The organism is Paraburkholderia phenoliruptrix (assembly GCF_019511605.1).
In the GTDB taxonomy this organism is placed as follows: domain Bacteria; phylum Pseudomonadota; class Gammaproteobacteria; order Burkholderiales; family Burkholderiaceae; genus Paraburkholderia; species Paraburkholderia phenoliruptrix_A.
Map to the genome: position 1 here is coordinate 20,148 of NZ_JAEUAV010000021.1, position 11,891 is coordinate 32,038.

The following is an 11,891-nucleotide window of genomic DNA, read 5'->3' on the forward strand; positions in this document are numbered from 1 at the left end:
CCGAATCTGCTCACCTTTGACTGCAAAGTGCGCGGACAGGTACGCATATTTTCACCTCGCCGGCTCCCGAAAAATCTCCCCTTAGCTGTTCGAGCTGTCCCATCCGCCGCCCAACACCTTGTATAGCGTCACGAGATTCGACTGCCGCGAAAGAATGTCGGTTGCGAGTTGCTGCTGCGCCGTGTAAAGGGTGCGTTGGGCGTCGAGGAAGGTGAGAAAGCTGTCTGTTCCCGCCTTGTAGCGTGCTTCAGCAAGGGTGTAGTAGCTCTGCGCAGAGGCTACATATTCGCGGTCCGCCTGCACCTGGTCCACATAGGTTGCACGCGCCGTCAGCGCATTCGCGACCTCCTTGAAGGCCGTCTGGATGGCGCTTTCGTAGTCGGCCACCTCGATCTGCTTTTCGATCTTCGCCACGTCGAGCGATGCCTTGTTGCTGCCGTAATCGAAGATGGGCACCGAAACGCTTGGGGCAAACGTCCACGCGCCGGTACCTGCCTTGAACAGATTCGACAGCGCAGAACTCGACGTGCCCGCGCTCGCCGTCAGCTCGATCTTCGGGAAAAATGCGGCACGCGCCGCGCCAATGTTTGCGTTGGCCGCCTTCAAAGCATGCTCCGCCTGCACGATGTCCGGCCGACGGGTGAGCAGCAACGACGGGGTGCCCGCACCGATGTCCGCGAACATGGTTTCGTCGTCGAACGTGCGCGCAGGCGGCAGGTCCTCGGGAATCGGCGCGCCGAGCACGGCCGCGAGGTTGTTGCGGTCCTGCGCGACCGCCCGCCGGTATGAAGCCAGACTTGCCTTCGCACTCGCAAGTGAGTTTTGCGCCTGTTGCACGTCGAGCAGCGACGCATTGCCGAGTTGTTGTACGCGCCTCGTCACATCGTAAGTGGCCTGGTCGGACTTCACCGTGTCTTCTGTCAGTTCCAGCAGACGCTCGTCGGCGAGCAAGGTCAGATAGTCGGTCGCCACAGTCGCGATCAGGCTGATTTGCGTGCTATGCCGCGATGCGTCCGTTGCCAGATAGTTTTCCAACGCCTGACGCTTCAGGCTACGCAGGCGTCCGAAGAAGTCGATTTCCCACGACGTCGTGCCCACGCTCACATCGCTGGAGCTGGCGATTGCACCCTGCGTCCGTTCGCGCGTCATGCTGCCGGTCGCGGCGATGGTCGGCGCCAGTGCGGCGCGCGTGATCCGGTATTGAGCCTCGTATTCCGCGACGTTCAGCGCCGCCACACGCAAGTCGCGATTGTTGGCGAGCGCAATTTCAATCAGGCGCTGCAGACGCTCGTCGCGAAAGAAGCTGCGCCACGCGGTGTCTGCAGCGAGCGGGGGGGTCGCTGACGTGGCGGCTGTGGCGGCTGTGGCGGCTGTGGCGGCTGTGGCGGCTGTGGCGGCTGTTGTCGCTGTTGCGCCCGTGGTGCCCGTGGTGCCCGTGGTGCCCGTGGTGCCCGTGGTGCCCGTGGTGCCCGTGGTGCTTACCACACCCATCTGACTCGCCCCGGCTTCCGCTGCGGCCCGCGCCGCCGTCGTGCTCTGATATGCGTCGCCTTCCGGATACGCCGCCGGAATCGGCGCGGCCGGCCGCTCGTAGTGCGGGTCGAGCGTGCAACCCCCGAGCAGCGCGAGCGCAACTGCGCAGGCACTCAGTTTAAGTTTCATCATTCAACACCTTCCTGTTGCCTCGCGCCGCCGTGCTCGCCGAACAGGCGGCGCACGACGACAAAAAACACCGGCACGAAAAAGATAGCGAGCACCGTGGCGGCGATCATGCCGCCCATCACGCCTGTGCCGATCGCATGGCGGCTCGCGGACCCCGCACCCGTGCTGATCACGAGCGGCAGCACGCCGAATACGAACGCGAGCGACGTCATCAGGATCGGGCGCAAACGCAGACGCGCAGCTTCGACAGTGGCCTCGATCAGCCCGCGCCCTTGCGCTTGCAGGTCTTTCGCGAACTCGACAATCAGAATCGCGTTCTTCGTCGAGAGTCCGATTGTCGCGAGCAGACCGACCTTGAAATAGATGTCGTCCGACAGGCCGCGCAGGTGCGCGCCCAGCACTGCCCCGAGCACGCCGAGCGGCACCACGAGAATCACCGCGATTGGAATGGACCAGCTCTCGTAGAGACCCGCGAGGCACAGGAACACCACGATCAGCGAAATGGCGTACAGGTAAATCGCCTGCGAACCCGCCATCCGCTCCTGGTACGATTGTCCTGTCCAGTCGATGCCATAGCCCGCCGGCAGCTTTTTCACGAGCGCATCGACGGCGGCCATCGCCTGGCCGGTGCTGGCGTTCGCTCCGGTTTGCGCGGTCATCTCCATCGCTAGTGTGCGGTTGAAGCGCTCGATCTGCGGCGGCCCGAACGTCCACTTACCGGTCGCGAATGCGGAGAAGGGCACCATCTGGCCGTCGTAGCCGCTGGTTGTGCTGGCGGCACTCGTCGTGCCGCTCGTCGAACTGCTGCTGGACGCGCTGCTGGAAGTGCTGCTGGAGGTACCGTTGGAGGTGCTGCTGGTCGTGCTCGACCTCACGTACCAGCGCCCAATATCCGACGGCATCATCCGATACGGCGCATCGGCCTGCACGTACACCTTCTGGATGCGCCCCGTGTCCACGTAGTTATTCACGTAAGAGGAGCCGAACGCCGTTTGCAGCGTATCGTTCACATCGGAGATGGAAAGCCCGAGTGCGCTTGCCTTTTCCCGGTCGATATCGACGTGGAATTGCGGTGTGTCTTCAAGCCCGCCTGGCCGCATGCCGGCTACCGCGGGGTCTTTCGCTGCGAGCGCCATCAACTGCTGGCGTGCGGCCATCAGCTTGTCGTGCCCCTGGCCTGAGCGGTCTTCCAGTTCGAAGTCGAGACCGCTTTGCGTGCCCAGTTCCTGAATGGGGGGTGGATTGACCGCGAACACCTGTGCATCGCGCAAGGCGGCAAAGTGCATGTTCGCGCGTTGGATGACCGTGCTCGCCGACCCGTTGCTGCCGCGCCGCGCGCTCCAGTCCTTCAGCTTGACGAAGGCGAGCGCATTGTTCTGCCCCGAACCGTTGAAGCTGAATCCCGTCAGGGCAATGAGTTGATCCACTTCAGGCTGGCTGCGATAGTAGTTCTCGACCTTCTTCACGACTTCGAGCGTCTGCGAAGCGGGCGTACCCACTGGGGCGGAGATGGACGTGATGATGCTGCCCTGATCTTCGTCCGGCAGATACGACGAAGGCAGTTTCATGAACAGCAGCGCAACCACGCCTGCGATCAGCACATAGATCACCATATAGCGCATAGGCTTGCCGATTACCCGCGCCACCGCCGAATCGTAGCGATCCGTGCCGCGCGAGAGCACGCGGTTGAACCAGCCGAGCACGCCGCGCCTGTCATGATGCTCGACGTCCGAACGCTTGAGCAATGTCGCGCACAGTGCGGGCGTGAGCGTCAACGCGAGGAACACCGAGAGCAGCATCGCCGCGACAATCGTGATGGAGAACTGCCGATAGATTGCGCCCGTCGTGCCGGCGAAGAACGCCATTGGAATGAACACGGCAATCAGCACAGTCGTAATGCCGATCAACGCGCCGGTGATCTGCTTCATCGCGCGGCGCGTGGCCTCGACCGGCGAGAGCTTTTCTTCCGCGATCAGGCGCTCGACGTTTTCCACTACCACGATTGCGTCGTCCACGAGCAAGCCGATTGCGAGCACCATGCCGAACATGGACAGCACGTTGATCGAGAAGCCGACTGCCGACATCACCGCGAACGTGCCGAGCAACGCGACGGGCACCACGATAGTCGGGATCAGCGTTGCGCGCAGGTTCTGCAGAAACACGTACATCACGACGAAGACGAGCAGCACCGCCTCGATCAGCGTCTTGACCACTTCTTCAATCGAAATGCGCACGAACGGGGTGGTGTCGTACGGATAATCGACCACGACATTGCGCGGCAGTTGCGGGCTCAATTCCTCCAGCTTCGCGCGCACGGCCTTGGCCACGCTCATCGCGTTGGCGCCGCTCGCGAGCTTGATCGCGAGCGAGGCGGCGGGCTTGCCGTTCAGGCGGGAGTCGGTGCTGTAGTCGTCAGCGCCCACCTCGATGCGCGCAACGTCCTTCAGCATGACCTTCGAGCCGTCGCTGTTCACGCGCAGCAGAATCGCGCCGAACTGCGCGGGCGTGGTCAGCAGGCTCGACGCGGAAATGGTCGCGTTCAACGCCTGGGTTTTCGTCGACGGCGAGCCGCCGATCTGGCCGACGGAGAGCTGCACGTTCTGGTTCGTGATCGCGGTGGTGACGTCGCTGGTGGTCAGCCCGACCGCCTGCAGCCTGACCGGGTCGAGCCAGATGCGCATCGCATGCTGTGCGCCGAACAGCGTGACGTCGCCCACGCCGTCAATCTGCGTAAGCGGATCCTCGATCTGCGTCGCAATGATGTTGCCGAGGTCGATGGAACTGATGCTGCCGTCGCTCGACGAAAGCGACACGATCATCAGAAAGGAGTTGGCCGCCTTGGCGACCTGCACGCCCTGTTCCTGCACCGTCTCCGGCAGCGACGAGGTCGCCTGTTCGACCTTGTTCTGCACCTGCACCTGAGCGATGTCCGCATTGGTGCCTTGCTGGAACGTCAGCGTGATGCGCGCCTGGCCAACGGAGCTGCTCGTCGACGACATATACAGCAGATGGTCGATACCGCTCAGCTTCTGCTCGATCACCTGCGTCACGGTGGTCGCGACAGTTTCGGCGGACGCGCCGGGGTACGTTGCGGTGATCTGCACCGAGGCCGGCGCCACGCTGGGATATTGCTCGACCGGAAGCGTCGTGATGGAAGCGCCGCCAATCATCATGATGACAATGGCGATGACCCACGCGAGGATCGGTCGGTTGATAAAGAAACCTGCCATGAGAGTCTCGCTTTAGCTATGGGCGGCAGACGCCGGGAGCGCGCTGCCTGCGGTGGCCGCCGCGGGCAAAGCGCCAGACGCCTGAACCGGCTTCACGACAGCGCCGGCGCGCGCGTTCTGCGAACCGGACACGATCACGCGGTCGCCCGCCTTCAGGCCGCTGGTGACGATCCAGTCGGTGCCGGACGCGGTGTCGGCGGTGACCGGGGTCTGCACGACCTTGTTGTCGGCGCCCACTGTCAGCACGCTCGCGGAGCCGTCGGACGCACGCGTGACTGCGAGTTGCGGCACCGTAATCGCCTCGCGATTCACGCCTTCCTCGAGCCGGGCGCGCACGAACATGCCGGGCAGCAGCACGCCGTCCGGGTTCGGGAACACGCAACGCAGGGTGACGGAGCCGGTGGTGGCATCGACGGTGATGTCGGAGAACAGCAGCTTGCCTGGCTGTGCGTATGTGCTGCCGTCTTCCATCACCAGATGAACGACGGCGCCGTCGGCGCCCGACTGCTGCAACTGGCCGCTGGCGAACTCTTTCTGCAGGCGCAGCCAGTCCGCCGAAGAGCGGGTCACGTCGAGATACATTTCGCCCGTCGCCTGCACGGTGGCGAGCGCAGTGGTCTGTTCGGCGGTGACGAGCGCGCCCTCGGTCACGCTCGATTTGCCGATGCGCCCCGCGATAGGCGCAACCACTTTGGTATAGCCGAGGTTGATCGCGGCGGTCTTCAGTGCGGCCCGATCGGCGAGCACGTCGGCGTTGGCTTCTGCGAGCGTGGCCACGGCGTCGTCGTAGTCCTGCCGGCTCACGCCCTGGATCTTCCACAATTGCGCGTAACGCGTGGCCTTGGTTTGCGCCGCGTTCGCGGTCGCAACGGCTTTGGCAAGGGTGCCGACCGCCTGGTCGTAGGCGGCCTGGTAGCTGGCTGCGTCGATCTGGTAAAGCACCGCGCCGGCCGCGACCTGCGAGCCCTCCGAGAAGAGGCGCTTCCTGATAATGCCTTCCACCTGCGGCCTGACTTCCGCGACGCGAATAGCGGACAGGCGGCCCGACAGTTCCGTGTTCGAGACAACGGCGTGCGGCTTGATGGTTTCCACGCCGACTTCGGGCGTCATATGCGGCGGGCCCTGAGTCGCGTTGTCGCCGCACGCCGCGAGCATCAGCATGGCGGCGGCAGCAGCCGCGGCGAGAAGTGCGGAACAGGGCGCACGCGTCGGGGATGCGAACGGATTGGACAGGGTTGGCATGCTCGGAGCATCCTTCGACTAGATTCGACAAAGGACCGTCTGGCATGCGTCGCCGGTTCGGGTAAGAGCCACACGACGCCGAGCCAGCGGCAACGGATGGCTCACAATAAGGAAAGCCGGCTTACGGTGGCTTAGGCAAGCATTACAGGCTGTAACGCTGTGCGTGGGGTGCATAGGGTTGGTACGTTCGGATCGTTGCGTGATTCGCCGCAGCGGCCGAAGACACGCCTACCGTGCAGCGCTTTTGAGGCGTTGCGTCGCGAATGGAGCATGGCCGGATACCCGAAACGGTTTCGTAAGAAACGGTAAGCTTGCAGAAGAACCCGAAAGCGCGGGCACCGGGCGATTCGCTATATTCGGCTACGGTGGCAAGGCGCCCCGTGCACGCCGCCAACGACTTCATCGAGCAGGGCCCGATCATGCAAGACATGCCCATCCAGGTTTTACTGGTCGACGACGACGTCGACCTTCGCGACCTGCTGCGGACGTTTTTCCAGCAACGCGGCATCGCGATCTCCGTATTGCATGACGCCAACCAGCTAGCACGCCGGCTCGAGCGCGAACGGCCGTCCATCATCGTGCTGGATCTGATGATGCCGGGCGTGGACGGCCTCACCGCACTCAGGCAACTGCGCGCGAGCGGCGACACGATTCCCGTGATCATGCTGACGGCGCGCGCCGACGGTGTAGACCGAGTGGTCGGCCTCGAGTTGGGCGCCGACGACTATCTCGGCAAGCCCTTCATGCCGCAGGAATTGCTTGCCCGCATTCACGCCGTGCTGCGACGCCATGCGCAGCCGGCGTCGGCAACGGCGCCGGTGGAAAAGCGCGAGGCGCTGCGCTTCGGCCAGTTCCGCCTCGACTTCGCGAGCCGCACGCTGTTTCGTAACGGCGAGCCGCTCAAACTGACCGGCAGCGAATATGCGTTGCTGGAACTGCTCGCGCAGCATCCGACGCAAACGCTCTCGCGCTCGAAGCTCGTGGATCTACTGCATGGCCCGCACTCGGAAGTGACCGAACGCGGCATCGACGTGCCCGTGTGGCGCCTGCGCCGGCTGCTGGAAGACGACCCGGCGAATCCCAGACGCATTCAGACGGTGCGCGGCATCGGCTATATGTTCGTGCCCGGCGGCAGCCACGATGAAGAATCCCTTTAACACGCTGTTCGGCCAGCTCGCGTTGATGACGGTTGGCCTGATTGTCATCGTCCACGTCACTTCATTGTTGCTGGTGGACCGTGATCGTGGGCAGCTCGACACGGGGCATGCGCAGCGCGCGCTGCTGCTTGCGGTTGAAGCGCAACGTAGCGGCGCAGTGACTGCTGCGCAGATTTCGGCCACGCTCGGCGTCGTGCCGATCAACGCGAGCGACGCCACGCCGTATGGCTGCCCGGCGCCGTGCCGGGACACGTCCGGACCGTTTCAAAGCGCGCTGCGCGCGAAGCTGCCGCCCGGAAGCGAAGTGGTCGCGGACGCCGAGAACGGCAACGTCTGGGTGCGTTATGCGGGCAATCCTGGTTGGCTCAAGCTCGAGAATGCAATTCTGCCCGCGCGCCGCTTTCTTGGCGCATCCGCCATGATGCTCGTGTTCGCGGTGATGCTTGCGCTGTTCGGCGCGTGGCATTTGCAACGGCCGTTGCACCGCCTCGCCATTGCCGCGCGCGAGTTTCGCCTCGGACATCGTGCGCCGGTCGTGCCGGCGAGCGGTCCGCGCGAGGTAAAGGAACTCGTCGACGACTTCAACCAGATGGTGCATCAACTCGCGCAGGCGGAGCAGGAACGCGCGGTGATGCTCGCGGGCGTCGCGCATGACTTGCGTGCTCCGATCACGCGCATGCAGGTGCGCGCCGATCTGCTGCCGGACGAAGCGAACCGCAGCGGCTTTCTGCGCGATGCCGAGTCGTTGTCGCGCATCGTCACGCAGTTCCTGGATTTTGCCCGCGAGAGCGCCGACAATTCGCCGCGCACGAGCGTGGATGCGCACTGCCGCCGCCATTACGGCGAGAGTCTCGGGGACGACGCGCTGATCCGCCTCGATCTGCAGGCGGGCGACGGCTTTGGCTTGCCGCTCGTCGACCTGGACCGCATTCTCGGCAATCTGATCGAAAACGCGCTCACCTATGGCGAGCCGCCGGTCGAAGTGTCGACTTCGCGGCACAACGGACACTACACGCTGACAGTTCGCGATCACGGTAGCGGTATTCCGGGCGGTCAACTGGAGCGCGCATTGCAACCGTTCGTACGACTGGACGAAGCACGTAGCAGCGACGCACATTGCGGCCTGGGTCTCGCGATCGTGCGGCGTCTCGTGCGATATAACGGCGGCGCTTTTCACGTGGACAACGCGGCCGATGGCGGGCTGGTGGTTTCAATGAGCTTCCCGGCCTGAAACGAATGGCGGTGCGCGCCCCGCCATTCGCAACCGTCGCCTTAGCGGCTCACGTCAACCCTGCGTGGCGTGGCCCGGCACGACGACCGCCCCATGCGGACCGTCGCCATGCCCGCCGCCAGGACCACCGCCGGGGCCGCCGCCCGGACCGCCGCCGCCCCAACCAGGCGGCGGTCCCCACCAGCATCCGCTCAAAGTTGCGCTCAAGGCGGCCAACGTTGCGATTGCCAACAGCTTCTTCATCGTTTCTCCTTCGGTGGATGAATGGTCACGCAAGCGTGGTCGCGCCGCGTGTCAGTTCGCAACTTATCAATCCACGGAAGACGATGTTTTACCGGGTCGTTACAAACGGCGCGTCAAATGCGTCGGGCTGTATCGGGTATCGAGGCCGAGATGCGCGCTGCATGTATGGTGCAGGGTGCTTTCATGCGGGCGGGCGCCGCGTTTTCGCGCTAACGCATTGTTCGCATATGCAAGCAGATGTAAGGAGATGAGCGCCGCGCGCAAGCACGTGGCGGCTTGCAATGCCCGATCTCCTGGAACGGCTCACCTTTGCGGTGACCTCCTGGAACTCCTCACCTTTGCACGCACCCTCGCCTCGCCATGCATGAGCGGTGCGGAATGAACCCTGGGATCACTCACCATTGCCCCAAGGCGCTACACCTCCTGGAACGTCTCACCTTTGGCTCGAATACGACCACGGTGAGGCCGTCTCCTGGAATTCCTCACCATCCTGGAACGGCTCACCTTTAGCGAGGTTCAAGCAAAATGCTTGAGGCTCGCCCGACCTGTCATCGCGTCAGCCTGATCACATTGGAAAGCCCTGCTCCGGACGAAGCACCGAAGCTATAGGTCGAACGGCCGCTGCGCTTGGCCACGTACATGGCCGCATCGGCAACATCAAGCAATGCGCCTACGCTCTTGACGCGGTCGGGAAACGTCGCAACGCCGATGCTCACGCCAATGGAGAACCGGCCGCCATACTCGCGTTCGCCTACGGCCCTGACGCTCGCAAGAAGGCGCTCGGCAAGATCCCGCAATTGCGAGTCGTCGCCGCAATCGGCTGCAAGCAACACGAACTCGTCGCCGCCCACACGCGCCAGCATGTCGTTCTGACGCGTCGCCGCCCGCAACGACTCCGCGAGCCGGCGCAGCAGCACGTCGCCTGCGCTATGGCCGAGCGCGTCGTTGACGTTCTTGAAGCCGTCTATGTCGAGGTACAGCAGCGCGACTCGCCGTGAGTCGCCTGCCTGGTTCGACAGTTTGTCAATCGCGGACAGCAGCCGACGGCGGTTCGGAAGTCCCGTCAGCGCGTCCTGCGCAGCCTGTTGATCGAGTGCATTCGAATGGGCATGAACCCTCGCGAACGCGCGGCGCTGAATATAAACCGTGTACACCATCAGGCAACATACGAGCAAAGCGATGGCCACGAGCGCAGCGCTTCCGAACACGAGGCGCTGGTGCGCGTCCTGCATGGCCGCGTTGCGTCTTTCCCGCCAGTCGTTCAGCAACAGGCCGAGATCGCGGCGCAGCTCAACCATGTAAAGCTGGCCTTCGTTCGTCTGCACGAGCGCAATGGCAGCCGCGCGGTTGCCGCTGCGCGCGAGCTCGATGGTCCGCGCCATTTCGCTGACCTTGTCGGTCTTCGCATGCTGGACCCGGCGCAACAGTTCGAGCGACCTTTCGTCGCTGCCCGCTGCCTGCTGCAGCCGCAATATGGTGTCGTCCAGATCGCGAATGCCCTGGCGGTACGGCACGAGGTAGCTCTCGTCGCCGGTCAGCAGATAGCCGCGCTGTCCGGTCTCCGCATTCTCCAGATCGTGCAGCACGCGATTGGCGGTGCCCAGCACGGTGAACGCTTCTTCGTCGCGCAGACTGTCGGCGACGATGACCTTTGCCTCGTACACGAACAGCCCCGCTGCGACGAGCAAGCCAACGGCCATGCTGACGTAAAGCGCAATGAAACGGTTTCGATCAGCTTTCGCGGAGCGGAACAGACGCGCGGGCACAAGTGGCTCCAAAGCAGGTTGGGAAGCGGAATGATACTGGAGACCCGTGATTTGTTCGCGGTAGGCCACCACATGTAGGCGCTGTCGGCCAGCGGCTTGCTGTCGCGCCTGAACTGCAATGCGGGACCGGCAGAAATATGCCGCCTGCAATAGCGCTGCGTCGTCGTGTGCACCAAAGAGCACCTTCTGCAGCAGCGTCGTGTTCATCGAATGGAGACCACCATGCTCGAGCGTTACATCCGCCAATACATCGAGGCACAGAACGGCGACGAGGTAATCTTCTCCTGGCAAGGCGGCGAACCGACCATGCTTGGCCTCGAATTTTTCCGCGACATTGTCGCGCCACAGGAAAAGTACAAGCCCGCAGGACGACGGATCGAAAACGATCTCCAGACAAACGGCACGCTGCTAACGGACGAGTGGTGCGAATTCCTGAAGGAGCACGGCTTTCTGGTCGGCATCAGCATCGACGGTCCGCGCGAGTTGCACGACATTTACCGCCTCGACCGGAAAGCGCAGCCTACGTTCGACCAGGTCATGCGCGGCGTCGCACTGCTGCGAAAGCACGGCGTGAAGTTCAACACCCTGACCGTCGTCAATCGCAGCAACGCCAAACGTCCTGTCGACGTTTATAGGTTTTTGCGCGACGAAATAGGCTCCACGTATATGCAGTTCATCCCGTGTGTCGAACCGAAGGACTTTCGAACGGTCGCGCCGCGCGTTGCATCCTCACAGTTCATGCCGCTCGTCGGCTCCGACGCGGCGCGTCCCGGAACCGCCAACTCCATCGTGACGGACTGGTCTGTCGATCCGCAGGACTGGGGCTACTTCCTTTCTCGCACGTTCGACGAATGGTACAAGCGAGACATGGGTGTGATTCTGGTCAATCTGTTCGAGACGGCCGTTGTCCAGTCGATGGGCCAGCCGGCGCAAACCTGTGTCACTGCGGAGTTCTGCGGAAAAGCGCTGGCCGTCGAGCATGACGGGACCGTCTACGCATGCGATCACTTTGTGCATCCGGAATATGCGCTGGGCAATCTCCAAACGGCGCACCTTGGCACGATGGCGTTCTCCAAGCGGCAAATGGACTTCGGCTTCTCGAAGCGCGAGAGCTTGCCGAAGTACTGCCGCGAGTGCAAATACCTGAACTCCTGCTGGGGCGAGTGCCCGAAAAACCGCCTGCTTCGAACGCCCGATGGCGAGCCGGGACTGAACTACCTGTGCCAGGGAATCAAGCGATTCCACGATCACGCTGGCCCGCGCATCAGACAGGTCGCGACTACGCTTGCGAAAGTGTCTAGATAGTGTGGATGGTTGGGATAGCCGCGCTTCGCGGCTTCGCGGCTTTGCGGCTTTGCGA

Annotated in this window: 8 protein-coding genes; 3 read left to right on the plus strand and 5 right to left on the minus strand. The window is 63.4% G+C overall.

Translation table 11 applies throughout. The features are described from left to right. Window positions 1–81: 81 nt before the first annotated feature. Genes JNB89_RS22840 through JNB89_RS22850 form a run of 3 tightly spaced genes read right to left on the minus strand, consistent with a single transcriptional unit; the run spans window position 82 to window position 6,134 of the window. Window positions 82–1,665 carry an efflux transporter outer membrane subunit gene (locus JNB89_RS22840; RefSeq protein WP_220363680.1) on the minus strand — a complete coding sequence of 528 codons (1,584 nt, stop codon included), beginning with the start codon at window positions 1,663–1,665 and terminating at the stop codon, window positions 82–84. Continuing rightward, complete coding sequence (locus JNB89_RS22845) at window positions 1,662–4,892, minus strand: efflux RND transporter permease subunit (RefSeq protein WP_220363681.1); 3,231 nt, start codon at window positions 4,890–4,892, stop codon at window positions 1,662–1,664. Before JNB89_RS22845 ends, JNB89_RS22840 begins: the two co-directional genes overlap by 4 nt. Window positions 4,893–4,904: 12 nt before the next feature. After that, a complete protein-coding gene (locus JNB89_RS22850; RefSeq protein ID WP_220363682.1) occupies window positions 4,905–6,134 on the minus strand; it encodes an efflux RND transporter periplasmic adaptor subunit in 1,230 nt (409 codons plus the stop codon). A gap of 419 nt (window positions 6,135–6,553) precedes the next feature. On the opposite strand from JNB89_RS22850, the gene JNB89_RS22855 reads away from it, so the two are divergent. Beyond that, complete coding sequence (locus tag JNB89_RS22855) at window positions 6,554–7,291, plus strand: response regulator (RefSeq protein WP_220363743.1); 738 nt, start codon at window positions 6,554–6,556, stop codon at window positions 7,289–7,291. Then, window positions 7,275–8,522 (plus strand): ATP-binding protein, encoded by a 1,248-nt coding sequence (locus JNB89_RS22860; RefSeq protein WP_220363683.1) that lies wholly within the window; start codon window positions 7,275–7,277, stop codon window positions 8,520–8,522. Before JNB89_RS22855 ends, JNB89_RS22860 begins: the two co-directional genes overlap by 17 nt. Before the next feature lie 54 nt (window positions 8,523–8,576). Here JNB89_RS22860 and JNB89_RS22865 read toward each other — a convergent pair whose 3' ends face one another. Together JNB89_RS22865 and JNB89_RS22870 are read right to left on the minus strand one after the other, a co-directional pair. Further along, window positions 8,577–8,765 carry a hypothetical protein gene (locus tag JNB89_RS22865; RefSeq protein WP_220363684.1) on the minus strand — a complete coding sequence of 63 codons (189 nt, stop codon included), beginning with the start codon at window positions 8,763–8,765 and terminating at the stop codon, window positions 8,577–8,579. Between the two features lie 548 nt (window positions 8,766–9,313). Further along, complete coding sequence (locus tag JNB89_RS22870) at window positions 9,314–10,531, minus strand: diguanylate cyclase domain-containing protein (protein ID WP_013342173.1); 1,218 nt, start codon at window positions 10,529–10,531, stop codon at window positions 9,314–9,316. 165 nt (window positions 10,532–10,696) lie between these two features. Between JNB89_RS22870 and JNB89_RS22875 the strand changes: the two genes are divergently transcribed. After that, a complete protein-coding gene (locus JNB89_RS22875; RefSeq protein WP_346656220.1) occupies window positions 10,697–11,836 on the plus strand; it encodes an anaerobic sulfatase maturase in 1,140 nt (379 codons plus the stop codon). Window positions 11,837–11,891: the final 55 nt, after the last annotated feature.

What these genes read in the sequence shown, in the direction of transcription:
- JNB89_RS22840 (WP_220363680.1), bottom strand. Translation starts at nt 1,665, where the DNA reads ATGATGAAACTTAAACTGAGTGCCTGCGCAGTTGCGCTCGCGCTGCTC.
- JNB89_RS22845 (WP_220363681.1), bottom strand. Translation starts at nt 4,892, where the DNA reads ATGGCAGGTTTCTTTATCAACCGACCGATCCTCGCGTGGGTCATCGCC.
- JNB89_RS22850 (WP_220363682.1), bottom strand. Translation starts at nt 6,134, where the DNA reads ATGCCAACCCTGTCCAATCCGTTCGCATCCCCGACGCGTGCGCCCTGT.
- JNB89_RS22855 (WP_220363743.1), top strand. Translation starts at nt 6,554, where the DNA reads ATGCAAGACATGCCCATCCAGGTTTTACTGGTCGACGACGACGTCGAC.
- JNB89_RS22860 (WP_220363683.1), top strand. Translation starts at nt 7,275, where the DNA reads ATGAAGAATCCCTTTAACACGCTGTTCGGCCAGCTCGCGTTGATGACG.
- JNB89_RS22865 (WP_220363684.1), bottom strand. Translation starts at nt 8,765, where the DNA reads ATGAAGAAGCTGTTGGCAATCGCAACGTTGGCCGCCTTGAGCGCAACT.